The 24,486-nt window shown below is 70.0% G+C and carries 19 protein-coding genes; 5 read left to right on the top strand and 14 right to left on the bottom strand.

Features of this window, described 5'->3' with window-relative positions; genetic code table 11:
• Positions 1-5: 5 nt before the first annotated feature.
• From ACZZ98_RS08720 to ACZZ98_RS08685, 8 genes are all read right to left on the bottom strand, one after another.
• A complete protein-coding gene (locus ACZZ98_RS08720; RefSeq protein WP_463515864.1) occupies positions 6-716 on the bottom strand; it encodes an HAD family hydrolase in 711 nt (236 codons plus the stop codon).
• 239 nt (positions 717-955) lie between these two features.
• Positions 956-1,402: a 50S ribosomal protein L9 gene (gene rplI / locus ACZZ98_RS08715; RefSeq protein WP_380086502.1), complete on the bottom strand. Its 447-nt coding sequence runs from the start codon at positions 1,400-1,402 to the stop codon at positions 956-958.
• 33 nt (positions 1,403-1,435) lie between these two features.
• Positions 1,436-1,672 carry a 30S ribosomal protein S18 gene (gene rpsR / locus ACZZ98_RS08710; protein ID WP_035904052.1) on the bottom strand — a complete coding sequence of 79 codons (237 nt, stop codon included), beginning with the start codon at positions 1,670-1,672 and terminating at the stop codon, positions 1,436-1,438.
• Between the two features lie 154 nt (positions 1,673-1,826).
• Positions 1,827-2,441 carry a single-stranded DNA-binding protein gene (locus ACZZ98_RS08705; RefSeq protein WP_380086501.1) on the bottom strand — a complete coding sequence of 205 codons (615 nt, stop codon included), beginning with the start codon at positions 2,439-2,441 and terminating at the stop codon, positions 1,827-1,829.
• Positions 2,442-2,556: 115 nt separating this feature from the next.
• On the bottom strand, positions 2,557-2,844 hold the full coding sequence (rpsF, locus tag ACZZ98_RS08700; protein WP_353951808.1) for a 30S ribosomal protein S6: 288 nt from the start codon (positions 2,842-2,844) through the stop codon (positions 2,557-2,559).
• A gap of 138 nt (positions 2,845-2,982) precedes the next feature.
• A complete protein-coding gene (locus tag ACZZ98_RS08695; protein WP_463515863.1) occupies positions 2,983-4,281 on the bottom strand; it encodes a glycosyltransferase 87 family protein in 1,299 nt (432 codons plus the stop codon).
• Positions 4,282-4,284: 3 nt separating this feature from the next.
• On the bottom strand, positions 4,285-6,546 hold the full coding sequence (locus ACZZ98_RS08690) for a transglycosylase domain-containing protein (RefSeq protein WP_463515862.1): 2,262 nt from the start codon (positions 6,544-6,546) through the stop codon (positions 4,285-4,287).
• Between the two features lie 120 nt (positions 6,547-6,666).
• Complete coding sequence (locus tag ACZZ98_RS08685; RefSeq protein WP_463515861.1) at positions 6,667-7,665, bottom strand: helix-turn-helix transcriptional regulator; 999 nt, start codon at positions 7,663-7,665, stop codon at positions 6,667-6,669.
• Between the two features lie 107 nt (positions 7,666-7,772).
• Between ACZZ98_RS08685 and ACZZ98_RS08680 the strand changes: the two genes are divergently transcribed.
• Positions 7,773-8,462 carry an alpha/beta fold hydrolase gene (locus ACZZ98_RS08680; RefSeq protein ID WP_463515860.1) on the top strand — a complete coding sequence of 230 codons (690 nt, stop codon included), beginning with the start codon at positions 7,773-7,775 and terminating at the stop codon, positions 8,460-8,462.
• An 11-nt stretch (positions 8,463-8,473) separates the two neighbouring features.
• Here ACZZ98_RS08680 and ACZZ98_RS08675 read toward each other — a convergent pair whose 3' ends face one another.
• Positions 8,474-8,926 (bottom strand): Lrp/AsnC family transcriptional regulator, encoded by a 453-nt coding sequence (locus ACZZ98_RS08675; protein ID WP_463515859.1) that lies wholly within the window; start codon positions 8,924-8,926, stop codon positions 8,474-8,476.
• A gap of 79 nt (positions 8,927-9,005) precedes the next feature.
• Between ACZZ98_RS08675 and ACZZ98_RS08670 the strand changes: the two genes are divergently transcribed.
• The 3 genes from ACZZ98_RS08670 (at position 9,006) to ACZZ98_RS08660 (ending at position 11,314) form a co-directional block, all read left to right on the top strand.
• Positions 9,006-9,425: a DUF2000 family protein gene (locus tag ACZZ98_RS08670; protein WP_463515858.1), complete on the top strand. Its 420-nt coding sequence runs from the start codon at positions 9,006-9,008 to the stop codon at positions 9,423-9,425.
• 128 nt (positions 9,426-9,553) lie between these two features.
• The gene (locus ACZZ98_RS08665) at positions 9,554-10,132 is read left to right on the top strand and encodes a PadR family transcriptional regulator (protein ID WP_463515857.1); all 579 of its coding nucleotides are present in this window, start codon (positions 9,554-9,556) and stop codon (positions 10,130-10,132) included.
• 90 nt (positions 10,133-10,222) lie between these two features.
• Positions 10,223-11,314: an inositol-3-phosphate synthase gene (locus ACZZ98_RS08660; protein ID WP_463515856.1), complete on the top strand. Its 1,092-nt coding sequence runs from the start codon at positions 10,223-10,225 to the stop codon at positions 11,312-11,314.
• Positions 11,315-11,436: 122 nt separating this feature from the next.
• Here the strand turns inward: ACZZ98_RS08660 and ACZZ98_RS08655 are convergent, their stop codons facing one another.
• The 4 genes from ACZZ98_RS08655 to ACZZ98_RS08640 form a co-directional block, all read right to left on the bottom strand.
• Complete coding sequence (locus ACZZ98_RS08655; protein ID WP_463515855.1) at positions 11,437-12,171, bottom strand: hypothetical protein; 735 nt, start codon at positions 12,169-12,171, stop codon at positions 11,437-11,439.
• Positions 12,172-12,787: 616 nt separating this feature from the next.
• Positions 12,788-13,186 (bottom strand): SGNH/GDSL hydrolase family protein, encoded by a 399-nt coding sequence (locus ACZZ98_RS08650; RefSeq protein ID WP_463515854.1) that lies wholly within the window; start codon positions 13,184-13,186, stop codon positions 12,788-12,790.
• Positions 13,089-16,817, bottom strand: a complete 3,729-nt coding sequence (locus ACZZ98_RS08645) for a golvesin C-terminal-like domain-containing protein (RefSeq protein WP_463515853.1) — start codon at positions 16,815-16,817, stop codon at positions 13,089-13,091. The genes ACZZ98_RS08650 and ACZZ98_RS08645 overlap by 98 nt, the downstream gene beginning before the upstream one ends.
• Before the next feature lie 223 nt (positions 16,818-17,040).
• On the bottom strand, positions 17,041-17,655 hold the full coding sequence (locus ACZZ98_RS08640) for a M23 family metallopeptidase (protein ID WP_463515852.1): 615 nt from the start codon (positions 17,653-17,655) through the stop codon (positions 17,041-17,043).
• A 173-nt stretch (positions 17,656-17,828) separates the two neighbouring features.
• On the opposite strand from ACZZ98_RS08640, the gene ACZZ98_RS08635 reads away from it, so the two are divergent.
• A complete protein-coding gene (locus ACZZ98_RS08635; RefSeq protein WP_463515851.1) occupies positions 17,829-18,044 on the top strand; it encodes a biotin/lipoyl-binding carrier protein in 216 nt (71 codons plus the stop codon).
• Positions 18,045-18,065: 21 nt separating this feature from the next.
• On the opposite strand, the gene ACZZ98_RS08630 is transcribed toward ACZZ98_RS08635, so the two are convergent.
• The gene (locus tag ACZZ98_RS08630) at positions 18,066-24,446 is read right to left on the bottom strand and encodes an Ig-like domain-containing protein (protein WP_463515850.1); all 6,381 of its coding nucleotides are present in this window, start codon (positions 24,444-24,446) and stop codon (positions 18,066-18,068) included.
• Between the last annotated feature and the right edge of the window lie 40 nt (positions 24,447-24,486).

Genomic DNA, 24,486 nt, shown 5'->3' with positions numbered 1-24,486 from the left:
CGCGTTCACAGGAGCTCCTCGAGGTCCTTGACGACGAGGGTGGCGCCGGCGTCGGTGAGGGCGGCGGTGCCGGCGCCACGGTCGACCCCGATGACGAGGGCGAAGTGGCCTGCGGCGCCCGCCTGCACACCACTCAGGGCGTCCTCGAGCACGACGGCCTGTGCGGGCGTGACGCCGAGCTCCTGCGCCGCGACGACGAAGGTGTCCGGGGCCGGCTTGCCGGCGATGCCGCGCTCGGACGCGACGCCACCGTGCATGACGAACGAGAAGAAGTGGGCGACGCCGGCGGCCTCAAGGACGGCCGGAGCGTTGTTGGACGACGAGACGATGGCCATCGGCATGCTGCGTGCGGCGAGCGCCTCGAGCAGGCGCACCGACCCGGGGTAGGCCTGGACGCCGTCGGCCTCGAGCACCTCGTTGAAGGCGTCGTTCTTGCGGTTGCCGAGACTGCAGACGGTCTGCTCCGACGGGTCGTCGGACGGGTCCCCCTGCGGCAGGTCGATGTCGCGCGACGCGAGGAACGCGGCCACCCCCTCGTAGCGCGGCTTGCCGTCGACGTGCGCGAAGTAGTCCTCGTCCGTGTAGGGCTCGGTGACCCCGCGGCCCTCGAGGAACTCGTTGAACATCGCCGACCACGCCCGCATGTGGACCTCCGCGGTCGGGGTGACGACCCCGTCGAGGTCGAAGAGGGCTGCCGCGTAGTCGTCCCAGTTCATGGGTGAAAGCGTAGGCGGGCGCCGACCAAGCGCCCGCATCGTCCATCTCTCGGCGCGTGGCGCCCCGCAGCGCCCACGTGTCGGGGGTTCTGGGACGAGTCGGCGGGTCCTGGCATGGCGACTCGTGACAGAGGCCCCGACACGTCGCCGCCCGACGGCGGACCCGGCACACGCCACAGCGCCCGGTCCCCGCAGTGGGGACCGGGCGCTGTCAGCGCTCGGCGAGCGTCAGTAGAGGGTCAGCCGGGGACGACGTTGAGCTCGACCTTGGCCTGGACCTCGGGGTGCAGACGCACGAGCGCCTCGTGGGTACCCGTGGACTTGATCGGGGTCGGGACCTCGATCTTGCGCTTGTCGAGCTCGGTGCCGATGGCCTCCTTGACCGCGGCGGCGATGTCGGCGGACGAGACGGCACCGAAGAGACGTCCCTCCTTGCCGGCGTGCGCGGGCACGGTCACGGGCTTGGACTCGAGGTTGCCCTTGATCGACTGGGCCTCCTCGAGCGATGCCACCTCGCGGACCTCACGGCCCTTGGCGATCGCGTCGACCTGCTTCTGTGCGCCCTTGGTCCACTGCGTCGCGAGACCGCGACGGAAGAGGAAGTTGCGGGCGTAGCCGTCCTTGACGTCGACGACGTCACCGGCGGTGCCGAGGCTGGAGACCTCGTGCGTGAGAATCACCTTCATTGTTCAGCTCTCCTTCTGGCTTCGGGTCGCGCGTCAGCGGGACGAGCTGGAGTAGGGAAGGAGCGCCATCTCACGGGCGTTCTTGACCGCGTTGGCGATCAGACGCTGCTCCTGGACGGACACGCCGGTCACCCGACGAGCGCGGATCTTGCCGCGGTCGGAGATGAACTTGCGCAGCAGCGCCGTGTCCTTGTAGTCGATGTTCTCGACCTTCGCCGCCTTGAGCGGGTTGGCCTTCTTCTTGGGCTTGCGCACAACTGGCTTAGCCATCGTGGTGCTCTCCTTCTGCCGAGTGTCTCAGCGGATGAGCCCTGGTCTCCCAGGGATGGTGTGGATCTGTGAGGTGGCCCGGAGGCCGGACGGTTCGGCGACCGTGACGTTCGCCCGGAGGCGAGCAACGCTCAGGCGCCGGACCAAGGACGACTCAGAACGGGGGCTCGTCGTAGGACGGGGCGTTGCCCCACCCTCCCTGAGCGCCGCCCTGCTGACCCGGCTGGCCCTGCGGTGCCGACTGACCGCCGGCGGGCTGGCCGCCTGCAGGCTGGTTCCAGCCGCCGCCCTGACCCTGGCCTCCCGAGGACGCCCCACCCTGAGGTGCGGAGCCGCCGGTCGCCCACGGGTCCTGACCGCCGCCGGAGCCGCCGTCGCCGCCGAAACCGCCGCCACTTCCGCCGCGGGAGGTCTTGTTGACCTTGGCGGTCGCGTACTTCATCGAAGGGCCGACCTCGTCGACGTCCATCTCGATGACGGTGCGCTTCTCGCCTTCCTTGGTCTCGTACGAACGAGACTTCAGACGGCCCGTGACGATGACGCGAGTGCCCCGCTGGAGGGACTCGGCGACGTTCTCCGCCGCGTCACGCCAGACCGAGCAGCGCATGAACAGCGTCTCGCCGTCCTTCCACTCGTTGGACTGACGGTCGAACGTGCGCGGCGTCGAAGCCACGGTGAAGTTCGCGACGGCAGCGCCGGACGGAGTGAAGCGCAGCTCGGGGTCACCGGTGAGGTTCCCGACGATCGTGATGACGGTCTCGCCTGCCATGGATCAGATCCCCTTTGGTCTGGGTGCAACAACGAAAGGATTCGTATGCGGTGTGGTCAGCGTTGGCCGGTCAGCGACGAGTCGCCGGGTCGGCCGGGAAGTCGGTGAGGAGAGCTCAGGCGCCGGGGCGCAGGAGCTTGGTCCGCATGATCGACTCGTTGAGCCCGAGCTGACGGTCCAGCTCCTTGGCGGTTGCCGGCTCCGAGGTGAAGTTGACGATGGCGTAGATGCCCTCGGCCTTCTTCTTGATCTCGTAGGCCAGGCGACGGCGGCCCCAGATGTCGACGTTGTCGACGGTGCCACCGTCCTTGGTGATGACGGTGAGGAACTTGTCGAGCGACGGCTGAACCGTGCGGTCGTCGAGTTCCGGGTCGAGGATGACCATGAGTTCGTACTGACGCATGCGTTAACCCGCCTCCTTCGGTCTGAACGGTCACGGTCTCTCCGTGACAGGAGGGTATGCATCGCTACCGACACGGCTGTGGAGTTGTCCACAGGGCACTGGTAACTCGGCAAGGGTACCGGCTGGACGGCATACGCCCTAAATCGCCGGAACGGACGGCGACTTCGCTTCGGAAGCTCTCACTTCACCTGGCTGCGGATCCCTTGTGAGGTGAGAGGTACCCACTTCCGGCGGGCACGTTGTGGCGGTCTGCCAGGCGCGGACGGCGAGGAAGACGACGGCGGCGACCCGCACCAGGAGGGCCACGGCATACCAGCCTGCGGGCAGGGCGCGGTTCGTGTCCTGGAGGCCGCCGAGGTAGAGCCAGACCGCGACGAAGTGCACCGCTTCCGCGAGCGCCCACACGAGGTGGTCGCGCCAGCGCAGCCCGGCCAGGGCCACGAGCGGCACGAGCCACAGCGACGCCTGCACCGGGAAGGCGGTGCCACTGACCAGGACGACGGCCACGGCGACCAGCGCGACCGACGCCAGCCGCGGCGTCGACGGGGCGCCGAGCGCGAGCAGTGCCGCGAGGACCAGGGCGACGATGATGCCGACCCCGGCGACGACGGTGACCACCGACGCCGGCCACGGGCTGCCCGCGAGCGTCGGCAGGTACCAGACCGACCCGAGTCCGGCGGGGGTCTCGAGCCAGGTCGACCACGAGTGGACCAGGGTGCCCGGGGACAGGACGAGGAACGGGATCGCGACGAGGACGACGGCCGCCACGGCGCCACCCGCGAACCGCCCGAGGTCGCGCTCACGCCCGGTGCGCCAGGCCACGAGGGCGACCACGACGAGGAGCAGGCCGGGATAGGTCCGGGCCATCACCCCCGCGCCGAGCAGCGCCCCGGCCAGAGCCGGACGGCGCCGGCTCCACGCCCACAGCCCGCCGGTCGCGAGGACCACCCCGAGAAGGTCCGGCGACAGGAGCACGGTGAGCGCGGCGACCGGCGCGACGGCGACCTGCATCGGGTCCGCGCCGGGGTGGTCGAGGCTCGTGCGGACCCACCACGTCATCAGGACCAGGGCCGCGAGCGCCAGGACGGCCCACACGCCGAGGACCCAGCGCTGCGTCGCGAGGGCGCCCTCGCCCGGCCCGAGGCCGGCGACGAGCGCGACGACGCTTCCGGTCAGCGGAGGCTGGTCGAGGGGGACGTCACCCGACAGGTATGCCGGAAGTCCCCGTTCCGCTCCCGCCGTCTGGGTCGTCACGGCGAGGTCGGAGTAGCAGAACCGCCAGAAGGGCTCGGTCCCGCCCCAGCCCCTGTCGAGGCAGGGCCCCTGCTTCCACACCGACGCGAGCACCGGCAGCGCAGCCAACAGCGCCAGCGGGCCCAGGGTCAGGTCGGCCGGGCGCAGCCGGTCCCGCTGACGCACTGCACCGGATGAGGGCATGGGTCAGCTGGGCGCGTCGCCGTTGACCGAGGGCGAGATCGTGGGCACGGGGATCGTCGGTCGGCCCGGGGACTTCGTCGGCTCGGGGCTGGGTTGCGTCGGCTCCGGGTCGGGTGTCGTGGGCTTCGGTGTCGTCGGCTCGGGCGTCGGCGAGGGCGGTGGGGTCGTGGACGACGGCGCTCGCGTCGTGGTCTCCGGTTCCGGCTCCGGATCCGGCTCGGGCTCGCGCGTCGGCTCGCTGGTGTTGCCCCCGGTGCTGCCACCCGTGTCGTTGGGGGGCTGCGTCTGCTTGGGAACCGCGTCCCTGTTGATGTAGGCCGGCTCGGGGAACTCCTTGCGCTCCATGCCGTCCGTGGCCGTGCGCATGTAGTCGGTCCAGATGCGCACCGGGATCGTGCCGCCGGTGATGGGGCCCCATCCGGGGACGTCGTTCATCTGGTTCGCCTCCTTGACCTTCCCGTCGCCCTTGTACATGCCGACGGCCGTCGCGAGCTGCGGGGTGAAGCCGTCGAACCAGGCGGAGTAGTTGTCGCTCGAGGTGCCCGTCTTGCCGGCCGCCTCACGGTCGAGACGGTCGCCGGCATACTCACCGCTGCCGCGCTCGATGACCTGCCGCATCGAGTAGACGACGTCGGAGACGAGCTCCTTGTCGAAGACGCGCTTGGTGCTCGGCTTCGCGGTGTAGTCGAAGGACTCGTCGGTCGAGGTGACTTTCCTGACGAAGTACGGAGTGGCCTTGACGCCTTCGGCCGCGAGGGTCGCGTACGCGTTGGCCATGTCGATGACCTTGACGCTGTCGCTCCCGAGCACGTTGGCGTAGTTGGGCGTGAGCTTGGTCGTGATGCCTGCGGCGGTGGCTGCGGCAGCGGTCTTCTCGGGTCCGGCGAGGATGTTCATGCGCGCATAGACGGTGTTGACCGAGTTCGCCGTGGCGGTGGCGACGGTGATCCGGCCGTAGTCCTCCTGGTTGAAGTTGCGGACCCCACCGCGCCGGTTGAAGTCCGTCTCCCCGCCGGGGTTCTCGAACTCGTCGAAGTACTGCGGGCTGGCGCCGTTGAAGGTGTTGCGGATGCTGATCTCCCCGCCCTGCAGAGCCGCGATGAGGGTGAAGATCTTGAACACCGACCCGGCCTGCATCGTGGCGTCGGTGGCCGTGCTGAACTGGTTCTTGGCGTAGTCCGTGCCACCGTAGAGCGCCTCGACGGCCCCGTCGCCGGGCTTGATGGAGACGAGTCCGACCTTGATGTCGGTCGCCGCCTTGGGGATGCGGTCCTTGACGGCGTCCTGAGCAGCCTTCTGCTTCTTGGCGTCGATCGTCGTGACGATGCGCAGGCCACCTCGGGCGGTCTCGGCCTCGGTGAGCTTGAGCTTCCCGCTCAGCTCCTCCTTGACCTTCTGGATGACGTAGCCGTTGGCTCCGCCCGCGGTCGGCGGCGAGTACTTCTGGAACTTCGTGGGGAACGTCGCCTGCGCCCGTTGCTCAGCGGTCAGCCAGCCCTGGTCCTGCATGGCGTCGAGGATGTAGCCCGACCGGGTCTGCGCGTTCTTCTTCTGCTCGGCGCCGAGGCGGGGGTCGTAGAACGACGGGCCTCGGATGGCCGAGGCGAGGAAGGCGCCCTCGGCCGGGGTGAGCTTGGAGACGTCCTTGCCGAAGTAGGCCTTGGCCGCGGTCTGGATGCCGTAGGCCCCGCGTCCGTAGTAGATGGTGTTGAAGTAGTTCTCGAGGATCTGGTCCTTGGACTGCTGGCCGTCGATCTTGACCGAGATGAGGATCTCTCGGGCCTTGCGGGAGAGCGTGCGGTCCTGGCTGAGGAAGTAGTTCTTGACGTACTGCTGGGTGATCGTGGAGCCACCCTGCGTCGCCTCGCCACCCTTGACGGCGACCCAGACGGCGCGGGCGATGCCGGTCGGGGAGATGCCGTTGTTCTCGTAGAAGTTGCGGTCCTCGGCCGCGAGCATCGCCTGCTGCACGTGCTTGGGGATCTGCTTGAGCTCGACCGGCTCGCGGTTCTGCTCTGAGAACCGACCCATCTCGGTCTTGCCGTCGGCGAAGAAGATGACGTTGGTCTGCGCCACGGCGAGGTCGTTGGGTCTCGGCACCTTGATCATCGCGTAGGCGACACCGACGCCGATGACACCGAGCAGGAAGAGCCCGAGGAGCGTGTAGAGGATCCGGCGCGGCCACGACCGGCGGGCGCCCTGGCGCCCACGGCGGGGGCGGGCGTCCTGACGGGCCTCGGCGCGCGAACGGGGTGTGATGCTCATGGAGAACTTTCGGGGCAGACGGTGCGGACGCGGGCGCACACCAGCCACGCGGCAGGTGCGCCTCAAACCAGTATGACGGCACAAACCTGAGTGCGACGTTCAGGAAGCCCGCCCCGGTACTCAGTCGGTCGGGCCCACCGCGGCCTGCAGCTGGGCGGCGACGGACCTCAACGCGCCGACCAGCTCGGGCCCATCCTCGACCCGCAGGGGCAGGGGGATGCGGGCGAGCCACTCCCTGGCATACATGGTCGGGTTGCTCGTGCTGCCCACGAGGACACAACCATCGGTATGCCGTGCGAGGGCTCCCATGGCCGGGTGCACCCAGCGCTGCGCCTCCTCCACCGGAACCTCGAAGACGACCCGCGTCTCGAACTCCCAGCCGATGCCGAGGTGCTCCTCGAGCGAGGCGACGGGGTCGAGGTCCGCCGGGGGGGTGAAGCTCTCGCCGAGGGCGGCCACCTCACTGATCCGGTCGATCCGGTAGGTGCGGACCGCGTCGGCGCGGTGGGAGCGGCACAGGAGGTACCAGCGGGTGTGCCGCACGACCACGGCCCACGGGTCGGTGACGTCCTGCCAGGTCGACCCCGACTCGCTCGCATAGGTGATGCGGACCTGTTGCCGGCCGGCGCTCGCGGCCACGAGGGCGCTCGTCGTCGCCGGGTCGGGGCGGCTCGGGTGGCGATCCGGTGTGGCGCAGGCGTGCTCACGCAATGCCGTCGCCTCGCGGCTCGCGGCCCGGGGCAGGGCACGGACCACCTTGTCGAGGGCTGAGCCAACGGCGTCGACCTCGCCGTCGACCCCGGTGGCGCTCGCCGCGCTGGGGTGGCTGTCGATGACCGCCATGACCAGGCTGAGCGCCTCGGTCTCGGTGAAGACGACGGGAGCAAGGACCGCACCGCGCCCCAGGGTGTAGCCGCCGTGCGGACCGCGCGTCGACACGACCGGTATGCCGGCCTCGCGCAGGATCGCGATGTGTCGCCGCGTCGCCCGCTCGCTCACCCCCAGCCGAGCAGCCAGCTCTCCGGCGGTCACCCCGGGCCGGTTCTGCAGCACCTCGAGGGTGCGCAGGGCGCGGGCCGTGGGGCTCATCTCCGACGGCGGGACGGACGCGGAAGGCACGACGAGAACGATGGCACGCCGGACGGCATACCGGAAGTGTTTCGTCCGCAACACGTCCTACGGTGGACGGAAGCGAGCACGACACCCGACTCAAAGGAGACCTCACCATGCACATCGTCCTCATCGGCGGACTCTGGCTTCCCGCGACGGCGTGGGACGCGGTCGTCCCGGAGCTCACCGCGCTGGGCCACACCCCCGTGCCCGTGGCGTTGCCCGGCCAGGGTGACGGCGACGCGACCGCGACGCTCGAGGACCAGGTGGCAGCGGTGCTCGCCGCGGTCGACGCCGCGCCGGAGCCCGCCGTGGTCGTGGGCCACTCCGCGGCGTGCAGCCTCGCCTGGCTGGCCGCCGACGCCCAGCCCGAGAAGGTCGCGTCCGTCGTCCTCATCGGTGGGTACCCGGTTGCGGACGGTGAGAAGTACGCCGACTTCTTCGAGCCCGCCGGGGACGTCGTGCCGTTCCCCGGATGGGAGACCTTCGCCGGACCTGACTCCGACGACATGGATGACGAGGCGAGAGCGCGGTTCGACGCGGTTGCCGTCCCGGTGCCCGTCGGCGTCACTCGGGGCGTCGTGCACCTGCGGGACGAGCGACGGTTCGCCCTTGCGTCGGTGCTCGTCTGCCCGGAGTTCTCACCGGGCCAGGCCAAGGAATGGATCGATGGTGGCGACACCCCCGAGCTCGCGAAGATCGAGCACCTCGAGCTCGTGGACATCGACTCCGGTCACTGGCCGATGTTCACCCAGCCCGCTCGCCTGGCCCGGCTCCTCGCCAACGCGGCACCCTCGACCAGCTGACTTGGCTTGCGTCAGCCGGGCGTGACGACGGGGTTGTGCACGTGCTCGAAGACGACCGACGTCCGGGCATCGGCGACCTCCTTGCGCCCCGTCAACGCGTCGAGCACGAAGTCCTGCAGCGCAGCCGTCGAGGCGACGGCGACGTGCACAAGGATGTCCTCGTAGCCGGTGGTGATGTAGACGTTGCGCGTCTGCGGTAGGGCAGCGACGAAGTCTCGGAAGCCGTGCATGACGGCACGGTTCTGGGGACGCAGCCGCACGGTGATCATCGCCTGGACCGGACGACCGATGGACTCGAGGTCGACTGCCGCGTGCACGCCGGTGATGACCCCCCGGCTCCGCAGGGAGCGCACCCGCTCGAGTGACGTGGACGGCGCAATCCCCAACGAGGCCGCGAGATCCCGGTTGCTGCGCCGACCATCGACCTGCAGGGCGGTGACCAGCGCCGAATCAAGTTCGTCCATCAGAGCCATCGCTTCCCTCGTGACCGAATATGGTTCGGAATTGTGTCACGATTCCCGGGCATACGGCTAGCCTCGAGCCATGCCAGACGTACGTTTCGACACCAAGATCATCATCGTGCTGCGAGCTGACCTGCCGTCGTGGCAGAAGCTCAACATGACGGCCTTCCTCGCCAGTGGGGTGAGTGCAGCCGCCCCCGAGTCGATCGGCGAGGCCTACGGCGATGCCGACGGCACGAGCTACCTCGCCATATTCGGCCAGCCCGCCCTCGTCTTCGCGGCGACCGCGGACGAGCTGACCCGCACCCTGGAGCGTGCGGTGTCGCGTGGGGTCACGCCGGCCGTGTTCACCGAGCAGCTGTTCGCCACGGGCCACGACGAGGCGAACCGCGCCGCCGTTGCTGCCGTCCCGCGCGCCGAGCTCGCCCTCACCGGGCTGTCCTTCCGCACCGATCGCCGTGACGCCGACAAGATCACCAAGGGGCTCAGCCTGCACCCCTGATGCCGGGTTCGGCTGGGTTGGGAGTTCGGGCGGATGTATCGCCCCGATATAGCTTTCAGGTACAGTCCTGCTGACAAGGTCGGAGTTTGTCACCACCGGTGACGCGACGGAAGCAGGAGGTGCCCGGCATGAGCAAGCGCTCCGAGCTGCTCGACTTCGCGCTCCTCGGCCTCCTCCACGAAGGTCCTGCCCACGGGTACCAGCTGCGTCAGCGCCTCAACGACGCCCTCGGAGCCTTCCGCGCGTTGTCCTACGGAACCCTCTACCCGGCCCTGTCCGGACTGCTCGACCGCGGCCTCATCGCCCAGTCGACCGCTGCGGGCAAGCCCGTGACGGCGGGCAAGGCCGCAGGACGCAACCGGATCGTCTACGAGATCACCGCCGCCGGCAAGGAGACCTTCGAGGACTCCGCCCGGCGCATCGACACCGCGGCCTACGAGGACGACGGCTTCGGGGTGCGCCTGGCGTTCTTCGCCCGCACCGAGGCCGACGTCCGCCTCCGCATCCTCGAGGGGCGACGCTCGCGGGTCGAGGAGCAGCTGGAGATCGTGCGGTCCAACTCCAGCCGCAGCCGTGAGCGCCTGGACTCCTGGACCGCCGCCCTCCAGCGCCACGGCGAGGAGGGCACCGAACGCGAGGTGCGCTGGCTCACCGAGCTCATCGACGCCGAGCGCCGCCACCCCACCGACCCGGGCCCGCAGCCCTAGTCCGGGCCACGGACCAGCTGGACAGCACGACCAACCGAGCCACACGGCATACGCCGATTGACGGCCACCAAGAAGAAGGAGAACACCACCATGGGTTCGATTCGCGTCGCCATCGTCGGCGTCGGCAACTGTGCGAGCAGCCTCGTGCAGGGAGTCGAGTACTACAAGGACGCAGACCCCACCGCCACGGTGCCCGGGCTGATGCACGTCACCTTCGGCGAGTACCACGTCAACGACGTCGAGTTCGTCGCGGCGTTCGACGTCGACGACAAGAAGGTCGGCAAGGACCTCGCCGAGGCCATCAACGCCTCCGAGAACAACACCATCAAGATCGCCGACGTCCCGACCACGGGTGTCGAGGTCCAGCGCGGTCACACCCTCGACGGCATCGGCAAGTACTACGCCCAGACCATCGAGGTCTCCGCCGCCGAGCCGGTCGACGTCGTCCAGGCGCTCAAGGACGCCAAGGTCGACGTGCTCGTGTCCTACCTCCCGGTGGGCTCCGAGCAGGCCGACAAGTTCTATGCGCAGTGCGCCATCGACGCCAAGGTCGCCTTCGTCAACGCCCTGCCCGTCTTCATCGCCTCCGACCCCGAGTGGGCCAAGAAGTTCCAGGACGCCGGCGTCCCGGTCATCGGCGACGACATCAAGAGCCAGGTCGGTGCCACCATCACCCACCGCGTCATGGCCAAGCTGTTCGAGGACCGCGGCGTCACGCTGGACCGTACCTACCAGCTCAACGTCGGCGGCAACATGGACTTCAAGAACATGCTCGAGCGCGAGCGCCTCGAGTCCAAGAAGGTCTCGAAGACGCAGGCGGTCACGTCGAACCTCACCGGTTCGCTCGCGGGTCTGACCGACAGCCGCAACGTGCACATCGGCCCGTCGGACTACGTCGCGTGGCTCGATGACCGCAAGTGGGCCTACGTCCGCCTGGAGGGTCGCGCCTTCGGTGACGTGCCGTTGAACCTCGAGTACAAGCTCGAGGTCTGGGACTCCCCCAACTCGGCCGGCATCATCATCGACGCCATCCGTGCGGCCAAGATCGCCAAGGACCGCGGCGTCGGTGGCGCCCTGCTGTCCGCCTCGTCCTACCTCATGAAGTCCCCGCCGGAGCAGCGTCCCGACGACCTCGGTCGCGAGAAGCTCGAGGCGTTCATCGCCGGCACCGAGGAGCGCTGACCGCTCCCCTCGCTCGACCCTCGCTTGCCCCGAGCTCGACCCGAGCTCGTCCCGCTCGGCCCGACCTGCCAGGTCGGGTCGAGCGGCCGTTTGCGGGGTCGCCCGATCATGCGGCCGGGGCGTCAGGGGGCTAGGAGGACCACCGCGTCGGTCGTCGACGTGCAGCGGACGGGTGCTCCGCCGTCGCAGGAGAGGGAGTACCACTTCTCGGTCACGGGGCTCCAGGCGCGCAGGGTCGTCGCGCCTTCGGGTGTGCCCGCCGTGCGATAGGCCTTGCGGACCGAGGCAGCGAACTCGCACGAGGTCCGGTCGGTCGCGGCGTAGGCCCTGGCGACGGCGTCGCTGCCACTCGCGGAGCAGCTCCGTGCCGCGGCAGGGATGTCCACGCCCGGTGCGGAGGAAGCCGCGGGAGGAACGGGCGTCGGGGTCATTGACCGACGTGCTTCGGGCGCCACCGGAGACGCGGCGGACGAGTCCTGCCCTTCCTGCGTGGGGCGTGCGGAGGACGTGGCGCCCGAGGCCACCGACGGATCCGGCGCATCGGACCCGAACATGCGAGTCAGCGCGAACGTGCCGATGAGCGTCAGCACCACGAACGTCGCGACCATCGCGAGGACCGAGCCGCGGGAGTGTCCGGTGGTGGGCGTGGAGGAGGGGTCTGCCTGGGCCGGCCCAGCAGCCGCCTCCGATGGTGGAGCCGACCGCTGCCGGGGAAGGGCTGCCGTCTCCGGGAGGGCCGGCACCGAGGGCAGGTCCGTCCCGACACCGAGGACCGCCCCGAGCTCGACACGTGTGCCGCAGCGTTGGCAGTAGGCGGCGTCGTGGGGCAGGTCGGCTCCGCAGGAGCGGCAGTCCATGGTGGGTCCTTCGTGCTGGGGGCGCTGTCCGATGCGATTTCGACCCACCACGGTAATGGCCACCCCACGGCCCGGACGAACCGTGGAACCGAACGGTGAGACACCCCTGGGACGCACGCGGACGGCATACCGGCGCCGTCGAGCGTCAGTCCCTGAGGCGAACGGTCTCGTCCGCTGGCGCCACGGCAGTCAGGTCCCCGGGGCACGGGGCGTCGGCCACCTCGGTCTCCCCCGAGCCGGGCGCGATGCGGTAGGAGAGGCAGAGGCGGGCGACGAAGCTTCTCGTACGACAGTCCGCCCCCGTTCTCGGCGGTGGCGGTCAGGGCCCCGGTGACGGCCACACCCTCACCGTCGGGTCGGGCCGTGAGCGGCAGGTCCGGGAGGGCCGCTCGCACCGCCTGGAGCTGGGCCTCCCCGGAGCTGCCGCGCCCGGCACCGGCCAGGTCCTCGCGAAGCGTCTCTGCCATCGCGCGAACCCTCGTGACCGACCCTTCCCGGGCCTGCTCCCGTGTGCTCGTGCACCCGGTCAGGACCAGGAGCGCAAGCACGGCGACGCCGGCCACGAGCTGAGTGCTCGAGGCCGGCGTCCGATGGTGCGCCCGGTCGGGTCGACCCACTACAGACCCAACAGCCGCAGCGTCGTGTTCATCGACGTGGCGTAGTGGCCGTGCCCGTCGATCTTGGGGTGGAACGACTGCTGTGAGGGACTCGCACCCGAGGACTCACCAGGGGTCTTGTTCCACGGAGCGACGATCCCGTGCACCGTCTCGGGGTTGCCGCAGACGGCCTTCCCGGCGAAGGGCACGCTCGGGTTGGAGAACCGGACGAAGGTCTTGCCGGCGGCGGCGTTGGCCCGGTCGACGGCCTCCTGCATGTGCACGAGCAGGAGGTCACCCATCGAGTTCAGCCAGGGCGCCTCACCCGTCCCGACGCCGACCACGCACTGTCCGTCGCCCTCGAAGAGCTTGGGGTAGCCCATGAGCAGGACCTTGGCGTTGGGCGCCTTCTTGCGCACCTCGGCGAGCACTGTGACGAGCGAGTCCTCCACCTTGCCCTTGATGAGCGCAGGGATCTCCTGACCGGCCGGCACCGTGCTGTCGGGCAGCTGCGCGTCCTGGCACAGCTTGAGGCCCGCCAGGAAGATGCACTCGGCGATGACGTCCGCGAACCTCGAGTCGTTGCCCCCGATGGAGAACGTGACCAGGGTCGTGTCGGCATCGAGGAACCCCTTGTCCAGCTGGGAGAAGCTCGCCGTACTGACCGCGACCGGTCTGGCCCCAGGCGTTCGTCGGCTTGGTCGCACCCGCCGTGTGATACGGCAGGAGCTGCTCCGACTGCGCCCCGGAGCACGCGATGAGGTGGTGCTCGACCTGCGAGCTCCGCGCATCGCTGAGCGCTCCGATGGTGCCGGAGGTCCCGGCGATGGTGGCCCGACGGGACCACGTCTGGGTCGAGCGGTGGCAGGCGTTCTGCGACTGGGGGTCGCTGCCGTTGTTGTCGCTGTCGGTGTAGTAGTTCGCACCGTCCACGGATGACCCACCCTCGCCCGAGGAGTAGGAGTCGCCCATCGAGACGACGATGTTCGACGGCTTCGCCGACAGGGGCTGGAAGGCGACCGCGTCGAATGCGATGTCCTCGTTCTCGATCGGCTTGACGCCGTCATCGCCGTCATAGGTGTTGCTCACGAGGCGCACCTTGGGTGTGCCGCTGAAGGGGAACGAGCCCAGGGACACCCACTTGTTGGCCATCGTGCGCTGGAGGAGCACCCGGGTGCGCGTGCCGTTGCCGAGGTCCACCTCGTAGCGGGCCTGCTGGGTGTGTGCCCCGTGGTCGGGCATGTGGACGAAGACCCGGGCCCACTGGGTGAGGGAGCGGTTGAGCGTCCAGGTGCCGGTGACGTTCATCGACCCGCCACGCAGGTTGGGGGTGCGGGTGTGGGCGTACCAGAAGTGGCCGCTGAACCCGGCCCCGAGCTGCTGGAGGTCGGTCTTGGACGGATACTCGCCGTTCGCGTCGGCCGCGAAGTTCAGCGAGAAGGAGCCCTGGTTGGTATGCGGACGGGCACAGCCCGGCCTCACGATCGGAGCGGAGTCGGGCTGGTCGTCGACGACGAGCGCGCCCGCGGGCAACCCGGTGAGGCCACAGTTCGGCGGGTAGGCCGTGCCGTCGTCCTGGTAGGCGTAGCCCGCGCTGAAGCGCAGCAGCGCGTTGCCGCAGCTGTAGCTGCAGTCCGACTTCCAGGTGCTCGCCGAGTGGGCCCAGCACTTGAGGTCGTACTGCCCCGCAGCGTTCTTGTGGGCACACGGACCGGCCGGCTCACCCACCACCTCGGGGGCGTTCGGGGTGTACTTCGCCCCGGGCACGCAGTTGTTGGAGCTGGTGCAGAACTGGGTGACCGGCGGCTTGACGGCCGCCCGGTTGGCCGGACCCGTGGTCTCGTCGCCGTTCCACCAGGCCGAGCGGTAGCCGGCAACCAGCGTTCCGGGCGACTCGAGGATCTCGACCGGGTGACCGGCCCATCCCATGACCTTCTCCGGGTAGGGCCACTGCTGCGGGTTGCGCGCGTCCTCATAGGTGTACTCGAGGAAGGGCTGGCGGTTCGCCGGGTACTTCGGGTTGGCCGGGTTGTTGAGCCAGCCCACGCCCCAGGCGCCACCGTTGGACGACGCGGTGGACTGGGGGTAGAAGCCCGAGTTGTAGGCCCACACGGCATAGAACCAGTTCTCGATCTTGGACACGTCGCCGTTGTTGATGGTGAGCCCGGCGGCGCGGGTCTGGTTCCACTTGTCCTGGAGGATGCGCAGCCCGCCGGCGACGTTGGCGGCGAAGTCGAGGCCGGCCGCCCGCTGGCTGTTGTAGGGCAGCGCGGTCTCGCCCGGCTTGGTCCGTCCGGCAAGCCTCATGCCGTCGGTGATCTGGGTGACTCCGTAGCCACAGTCGGCGTCGGTGAAGTCGATGTCCCAGTCATTGGCCGAGGAGGAGTCGTAGATCTGGAGCCCGTAGTAGTTGCCGATGAGGGGGTTGCCCGTGACTCCCGGGATGACGCTGCCGGGGGCCATCCACATGTTCGACTCCTGCGCGATGATGGCCAGGAAGACCTGCGAGGGCACTGCGCCACCCCCGGTGAGGGTTCGGGGCGGGAAGAGACCTTGCGGGGTGTATGCCGGCATACCGAGGTTCTTCCAGTTGGCCGGTCGCGAGGTGGTGAGCGTCCCGCTCACTGCCTGGTTGACCGCCCACTCGACCTGTCGGGGCTTGGGCTGCATGGCCTGGTTGCGGACGTCGTTGCGGGCAACGGAGCAGTAGCGCTCCGCCTCGACCGGATCGGTCGGCGAGCCGGCCGCCATGATGCGGGCACCGGAGGTGTCGTCCGCGGCCCTGGCGCGCAGGGCGGGGTGCGGCTTCTCCGCCGCGACGGTGGTGCGCGAGGACGGGGTGACGACGAAGGTCGGCCGGGCTCCGGTCGCCCGGACGGTGGTGCGGATCTGCACCGGACGCTGGAGCTGGGTGGGGTCGTCACCGCTGCCCCGGGGTGACTTGCCGGAGGCCTGGACCGAGTCGATGTTCAGCGCCCCGGTGCTCGAGACAGTGGTGCGGGAGGTGCTGCCCTCGAGCTTCGAGATGCCCGACGGCAGGGCGACCTTCGGGGTCACCTCGCCGGTCAGGAACACCTTGCCGGACGGCGTGCGGGTGATCCCGACCTTGTCCAGTGGACCGGTCGCCAGCACCGCGGGGACGGTTCGCCTGCCGGCCAGTCCGGCCGCGGAGACCCGGTGATAGGTGGCCGTCGCGTCCTTGCGGTCGAGGAAGACCACGCCACCGTCGGCGTCCGGCGTGAGCTGGAACGGACCGCTGCGGCCGACCGCGACGATGCGGCGGGTTCCCTTGGCATCGACGCTGACGAGGGCGTTGGCGTCTGCCGCGACGATGGCGTTGCCCACGGGGACGGCCGAGGTGAGCTCGCCCGGCACCTGGACCGGCGCGGCCACCTTGCCCGAGCGCGCGTCGATCTTGAGGACTCGGGTCTGGCCCCCTGTGCTCCCGGCCCCGTCCTTGGCGTCCTCGCGGAACTGGGTGACGAGCGCAGTGGACCCCGTGCCGCACGAGGGTGAGAAGTAGGCGAGCGAGCTGGTCACCGGAAGCTTGGTCACGGCGCCATCGCTCAACCGCACGACAGCGACGAAGCCACCGCGGTCGAAGAGCTCAGCCTTGTTGGTCGCCACTCGGGGCGCATACGTGACGACGACGGAGCGGGCGTCACCGGTCATGCAGGCGTTGCCGATCCAGGCGTCGGCCTCGACGCCGGGCTCGGCCAGGGTCGCCAGGGTGCGCCAGGCGTAGCCGTCCTTGGCATCGGCCGCCAGGACGTGGAACCCCTTGCCGTCTCCCGAGGTGGTCCACGCCGTGTCAGACGAGGTGCGGTGACCCGAGCCCAGGACCTTGTTGCGATCGTCGCTAGGGACGGCCACCTGGCCGTCGTTGGGCACCTGCTGTGGTCGCCCGGCGACAGTGGCCCCTGCAGGCGCCGTGCGCTCGCGTGGGTCGGGGGCGGCCGATGCCGGGACGGAGGCGGCTCCGAACGTGGACGTGACGAGCGCCGCCGCGGTTGCGGCGACCACGAGGCGGGAGCGCATAGTGAGGCGCATGACTGGCCCTTTCGCGAGCGAGTTCGGAGGACTCCGATGGCGTCAGCATGGCGATGGCACGGCAGTCAGGGGTAGGTGTGGCGCTCCCAGACACATAGCCTCGGCGCGTTCGGGATAACCCGGCGCGCACGGAGCCTCGCCCAGCCCTGCAACGAGAGCGGACGGCATACGTCCGGTCTTTTCCGGGTATGCCGTCCGCTTCCCCCTGCGCGGTCCTGCCGACTCAGCAGGCGTTGGTGCTCGTCACGTAGTGAACGGCGTCGCGGCTGAAGACGTTGCCCTGCACGACGGAGTCGACGACGTTGCCGTCGGCGATCTGCTCGTAGTGCAGGTGCGAGAACCTCTGCCCGCCGGACTTGCCGACCTTGCCGATGACCTGGCCCTGGCTCACCTGCTGGCCGACCGCGACGGTGATCGAACCGTCCACGAGGTGGGCGTACTTCGTCTTCCAGCCGGAGGCTCCGTGCCTGATGACGACCCTGTTGCCGTAGCCGCTGCTCGTGGGACCGGCGTTGGTGACCTCTCCTCCGGCCGAGGCCCGGACGAGCATGCCGAAGTCGGCATCTTCGCTGCCCTGGTTCCAGTCGACCGACCGCAGTGGCTCGTGCGGCGTGCCGTTGTCGTACCACCAGGCGCTCCCGCGCCACGTCGTCCCGCAGCTGAACGGTGCCTTGAACGCCGGTCGGGCGCCGGCCAGGGCCACGGACGCGCCGGACTGGACGTTGGCCCCGTCGCCTGCGGTGGGGGCGGCGCTCGCCATGCCTCCTCCGAGGGCGGCCAGGCTGACGGTGAGGCCGAGGGCGACCCGGCCCGCGCGGGCGGTGATGGTGGTGCTCATCACGGTGCTCCTTCGTGTCGGTGGTGCGGTGGCCGGACGTGGTGTCCGACAGGTCGCACGGTGGACGGGCGCACTGCGAATTCGCTGCGACCGGGACCGTGCGGGCTGCGAAACGGCTGCGGGCGGGCGGCGGAAGGACGGGTTACCGGTGCGTAGTGGATACGGTCGCGGGTATGTCGCACCACGTCGTCTCCGACCTCGTCGCCAATGTCCTGTCCATCGCCGTCCGCGCGGGTGACGCCGTCGAGGTGGGCACCGAGATCGCGCTGCTCGAGTCGATGAAGATGGAGATCCCCGTCCTCACCGAGCAGGCCGGGACCGTCTCGGAGGTCAAGGTCGAGGTCGGTGACGTCGTCCAGGAGGGCGACATCCTCGCGATCATCGAGTGATCGGCCGGAGGAGCGCCCGGGCTACCACCTCGTCGACAGCCTGAAGTCCTTGCCTTGGCCGATGAACCTGATATTGAGCGCGGTGCCGTACTTGCGGACGTAGTAGTAGCCGTCCCACGTCCCGTTGCCACCAGGGCCCACTTGTAGGGGCGTTGCCGTGTCGAAGTTCCCCGGCTCTGAGCTGTGGTTGAAGATCACGTTGTAGGTGCCCGGCTTGAAACCACTGACGGAGAACTGGACGCAGGGCTGACCGCTCGGGCCCGAACAGCCGCTCTTTGCCTTGGAGCCGGTGATCTCGGGGTTGAAGGGCTCGTCAATGGTCCTCGCCTCGCGCGGTCCTGCGGCGTCGCTCCACTGTGTCGGGGTCGCATGCGCCCGGACCTCGAGCTTGTGGGTCTCGGAGTAGCCGAACGTCTGGCTGTGGCTCTGCCGGTTGTCCGGCGCGCGCCAGCCACGACCGTCGAACGTCCGGATCTGCACGTTGTCGATGGGACGTCCGTTGGTGCGCAGGTCCCAGCGCCAGACGATCGTGCGTCCGTTGACCTCGGCGGTGAGGTTGTTGGGTGCCAGGGTCGGGCCGTAGGGCTGGACCTGCCCGCTCGTCGCCTCGCTGGACTCACGGCCACCGGTGTTGACCGTCTTGGCCTTGATCGTCAGCGGGTCGATGCCCATGTTGGCCACCGTGAACGTCACGGTGGTGCCCGGCGAGCAGCCGCACGGGTGAACACCCGACTTGCCGCCACCGCGCCATTTGATGGCCTGGAAGGCGCCCGCTCGCGGCTGGCCGACCTGCACGTGGACGACGACGGACTTGTCGTCACGCGTCGTCTCCGCCTGCACGCTGGGGTCGGACGGGACGCCGATCGAGGTGTAGGTCCACGCGTCGCCCTTGGGCGACTCGAGGTCGGCGCCGTTGGTCGCCGTGACGGTGTAGCCGTAGCGCCGCCCGTCGTAGGGGATCGTGTCGGCCAGGGTGCGGGTCTGCGCACCCACGCGTCCGATCTGGGTCCAGCCACCGCCCTCGACGTTGCGATAGACCGTGTAGTGCTTGAGCGGGGGGCCGTTGGGGTCGGTCTGCTGGTTCCAGGAGACCGTGATCGACTCCGAGTCGAAACCCGCCCCCGGCCCACGGGTGGCGCCATTGATCCCGGTCACGGCCGGCGGGGTGCCCGCCGACTGCATCTGCACGGCCGGGCCGAAGGGTCCTGCGCCGGCGCCGTTCCAGGCCTGGACCGCGACCGAGTAGGGCGTGTTGTTGGTGAGGCCACCCGCGGTCGCGCTCCTCGCACCACCAGCAACCTGGACGGTGCGGGGCGCCGAACCGGAGCTCGTCGGGATGAGGCGGACGACGTACTTGGTGATCGCGGACCCCTTGTTGGGGGCGGGTGACCAGGCGATGTTGAGGGTCCCGTCACCGCGGGAGACCATGCGCACGCCGGAGGTCGCCTCGGGCTTGGTGTCGGGTCGGACGACGTTGCTCGGCGCGCTCGGCGGGCTGTCACCGATCGCGTTCCTGGCGATGACGGTGAAGGTGTAGTCCTTGCCGTTGGTCAGGCCCGTGACCGTGCACGGCGATGACGTGCAGTCGAGCGTCCCCGAGCTGCCTCCGGTCCACCTGACCGTGTAGCGGGAGATGGTGACGCCACCGTCATAGCTGGGCGCGACCCACGACACCCGAGCCTGCCCCCCGGCGATGCGGTCGGCGACGGCACTCACCCCGGTCGGCGCGATCGGCTTGCCGCGCATCGTCACGGTGACGCGCCCGGCGGCTCGTCGGCCCGGGCCGTCGGAGACCGAGAGCGAGATGGTGGCGGTGGGGCTCGGCTGTGACGTGGCACGCAGCGTCAGCGTGCAGCCGCTGCGGGAGACCTCGATGCCGGTGCCGCTCTCGAGCGCCGCGGCCTCGATGGAGCAGGACGGCTTCTCGAGCGGCGAGTCGAGGTAGCGACTCACCTCGATCGACTCCGACTCGCCCTCGTTGAGACCGTCGACCCTGATCGGTCGCATCCGCGGCGGGCCGAGGGCGGCGGCGGCGGCGGCAGCGGCCGCCGCCCCACCAGCTGCCGCGGCCGCCTCGGCGGCAGCGCGCTCGGCCTCGGAGTCGCCCGGGCGGCCGAGGACACGCACCGGGAACTTCACGGGCGGCATACCGTCAGAGGTCACGGTGACCGAACCGGTCCCGGACGGAGCACGGTCGTCGGCCTTCAACGTCACGAGTCGACCACCGGTCTCGGCCTGCTCGAGGTCGGCGCCCTTGGCCTCCGGGTCCCACTTCGCCTCGAAGCGGACCTCGTCGAGGTTCATGCCGACGGGGAGCCAGGCGCGGCAGTAGGTCGGGATGTCGACCTCGCGCGCGCGGCCACCGGCGGCCAGGACCAGCGGCGCGTCCGGGCAGCGCAGCAGCGGCACCTTGGGTCCGACCTGCACGGGGATCGACACGTATGCCGTCCGCGCGTCCTTGTCGTCGGCATTCTCCTGGTCACTCACCTCGAGCATCAATGCCCCCGGCCCGATGTAGCCGCCGCGCGAGGTGAGGGTGATCTCGTCGCGTCCGTCGGCGGCGGCCGAGACCGCCTGTGCGGGCGAGGCCGAGACGGTCGCTGCCGCAGTGATGCTGATGGCCTTGCCGCGGGGGGACTTCACGTGGTCGGACAGCTTGACCGTCTTGGTCGAGTCCTTGTCCATCTCGATCAGGGTGCCTTCGACGACGAACGGTGCCGCGTTGCTGCCGGAGGGGACATAGATGAGCGCGAGGGCCCGCGCCTGGTCGTCGTCCTCGATGACGTAGGGCACGGTCTGCGGGTGGTCGAGCAGGGTGACGCGGACCTTGCCGTCCTCGATCCTGCCCTGCGGGGAGAGCACCTCGACGATCTTGAGGGTGGCGGGGTCGGAGTCGATGTCGGTGTCGTTGGCGAGCACGTCCACGAGCGACGTCGGCTCGCCCGGGGTGGCCTTGGCGACGTCGTCCTGGGCGATCGGCGGGTTGATGTGTCCCTTGACCCCACGCACGAGGACGGTCGTGCGCGACGGGTCGAAGATGCCGTTGTCGATGCCGTAGACGAACTCGTGGGTCGGGGCGTCGGGCTGCGGCGCGACCGTCGTGATGGTGCTGTCGTCCTCGTCGACGGTCCACTGCTTCTGCACGTCGCCGGGGTTGAGCTCCTTGAAGTCCATGCGCACGGCGTCACCACGGGCGATGAGGTCGTTGCGCAGCACGTGGGCCGTGACGCGCTTGCCCGGGGCGGCGACGACCTCGTCCTCGACGGCGACGGGCGGCTGCGGGTCGCCGGGGCGGACCACACCGACCCGGACGAACGCCTGGCTCGTCGCGCCGAAGCGGTCCTGGACCTCGTAGCGGATGAGCTCGGTGCCTGCGGCGTTGGGGTAGCCCTCGTAGCGGATCGTCGACGGACCGACCGAGACCACCCGACCGAACGTGAGGTCGAGGGCGTCGGCGTCCTTGCCGACGATCCCGCGCATCGTCACCGTGTCACCGTCGGGGTCGACGCCGGTGGACGGGATCGTCAGCGTGACCGACTCGCCGGCGGTCACGGAGCCGGAGAAGCTGCGCGCGATCGGCGCCTGGTTGGGCGACGCCTTGGTCGGGAGGGGGTTGACGGTGACGGTCAGGCGACCGGTCTTGGCACGCTCGGGTGAACCCTCGGCATACGCGGCGTACTCGATGACCACGTCCTTGGGTGCCTTGAGGGCCTTGAGCTCGGGCACGTAGCGGATGAGGTTGCCGGAGGCGAACGCCCGCGGCTCCCCGCCGCTGATGACCTTGACGCTGCCGGGGTCGAGGACCAGCGGGATGCCGTCGGCCATCGTGTCGTTGTCGAGCACGCTGACCGAGACGCTGTCGCCCTCGCGCACCGTGGCACGGTCGTCCTCCACCGTGGGGGACGCGCCGGGCAGCGGCGGGCGCTGGACGACGTTGATGCGTCCGGTCGTGCGCTTGACGCCGTCGCTGATGACGTACTCGACGGTGCCCTGGCGGCTGCCCTCGCCGCTGATCGGTGACGGCTCGAGGGCCTCGATGCGCACCCACCGGCCCTGGTAGATCGTCGGCCGCAGCCAGGTGTTGTCGCCGTCCACCTTGGCGCTCTGGGTGACGACGACGTCGGCCCGGGGGCTGTAGTCGTTGGCAAGGACGTCGACGATCGTCGGTGACTGGTCGCGCAGCGTCGCACCGTCCGGCACGGCCACCGGGGGCGCCTCCGGGTCGGCGGGCTGCACGACGTCGATCCGGATCCGGCCCGGAGCCACGGTCCCACCGGACTGCGCGGCATACGCGAGCTCGGTCGTCCCGAGCCCGTTGGGGGTGATCGTGACGACGCCGGTCGTGAGGTTGGAGTCGACGTCGAGGGGACCCGATGCGGCGACCTCGCCCGCGAGCCGCATGCGCGCGTCGGGGTCCCCGGGGTCGGCGCCCGGGATGTCGTTGCCGAGCGGCTCGAGCTGCACCGGCTTGCCGAGGACGGCACGCACGACGTCCGGCTGGGTCTTGGGCGGGACGGCGTTGGGCTGCGCGAGGTCGAGGACCGTGAGGTTGACCTCGCCCTTGGTGCTCTGGCGGCCGTCGTTGACCGCGTAGGCCACCGTGGCAGGTCCGGGCTTGACCGGCGCCGTGACCCCGATCCGGCTCTGCCCGTCGATGACGCTCGTCGGGTCGACCGAGTCCACGGTCAGCGGGTCGTTCTCACCGTCGCGCCAGTCACCGAGGACGGAGGCGGCGACGCGGCCACCCGAGACCACGGGGTAGGTCGTCCTGGCCAGCTGGGCCCCGCCCTCGCGCAGCTTCGGCGGGGTGTTGACCTCGTCCCCGACGACCGTGAGGACGACCTTGGCGGTGCCCTTCTCCTTGGCCTTGCCGTTGCTCACCTTGTAGGAGAACGTGATCGTCGACGCGGACGGGGTGGCGGGGACGTTGACGTCGACCGTCTGGCCGTCGCTGGACACGGTGGCGGAGACGTCGGAGGCGCTCGGCGCCGTGAGGTCCTTGGGGTCGATCGCGAGGATGGAGCCCTTGGCGTCGGTGTCGTTGTCGAGCGGGTGGATCTTGCTCGTGCGACCCGGTCGGACGCGCAGGTTGTCGGGCATCGCCTTGGGGGGCTGGCTCACCTGCTGGTCGTCGACGACGTTCTCGTCCTTCTTGTCGTTGTCGTCGTCCTTCTTGGTCGGCGGGATGAGGGCGTCCCAGTTGTCGATCTTCTGCTTCGTCGAGTCGAGGTCCCAGACGTCACCGGTGTCGAGCTGGTTGAGGACGATGTGGCCGCGGTTGACACGAAGGGCGACCCCGTCCCTGACGACCGCCTTGCCGCCACCGGCGAGGGTGCCGGCCGCCACCGCGTCCGTGCGACCGCAGTTGGCACCATAGAAGACGTTGCCCGTCTCGGCCCACGCGGCATGGAGGCAGCCACGCAGGACGACGGGTCGCGTCACGAGCGGTGGCTCGACCGAGCGGTTGGCCTGCTCCTGGATCTGGACTCCTCCGACCCCGTCACCCCCACTCAGCCTCACGGGTCGGGCGGCGGCCATGTTGGCGACGACCACTGAGTCCGCGGCCGGTCCGGGCTGCTGCAGTGCGGCGTATGCCGGACCGTCACCGAGCGCTGCTCCGGCACTGACCGGCTCGTCACGTCCTTCGACGTGGAGCTCGTCCTTGGTGGGGTCGTAGAGGACCCAGGTGTCCCCGACCGCGGTGATGTCGAGAAGTGGCGCCCGGACCTTGGTCTGCACCGTGACCGGCTTGGCGAGGCCCTCGCCGCGGGGGGCGATGGTGACGACCCGGCCGGTCGAGCCGGAGGCGGCGATGACGTTGCCGGACAGGTCGACGGCGATCGAGGCGTTGCCGCCGACCGTGGCCAGCGGCTTGCTGGTGGAGCTGATGGCCTGGAGCGAGTCGATGCCCTCACCCGTGTCGACGCGCTGGGCCCAGACCTTGCCCGTCCTGGGGTCGACGGTCGCGATGGTCCCGCCACGCAGGTCCACGGTCGGCGGGGCGAAGGCGCCGGTGTCGCTCGAGGGTCGCACCGGGGCGGCGGCGCCGGAGTCCTCCGAGGTCGCCGTCCTGACGTCGATGGGCAGGAGCGTGTTGCCGGTGGCGATGCCGACGACCGCCGCACCGTCCTGGAGGATGTCGACCTTGGACCCGTCCGCGAGCGCGGTCGAGACTCCGGCGTCGAGCTGGCGGGCCTGCGTGTTGAGCCGGCCGAACTTGGCCTGTGCCGAGGACGAGACCCAGACAGCGCCGTCGCCCACGTCGGCCTCATGGACGGTGGAGCCCTGGCTGGTCACGGCGGCATACGCGAGCATCGAGGCAGCGATCGCGACGACACCGACGGAGGCGACTCCTCGGCGTCCGCGCGGCGACCCCGCGACCCGGCGTGTTGTGCGTTTCATGACCTGACCTCACTCACCCAGTGGGCGAGTGTCCCCTTCC

The sequence above is a fragment of the Knoellia sp. AC549 genome, from assembly GCF_979258975.1.
This window is presented reverse-complemented; position numbering and strand designations above follow the sequence as displayed.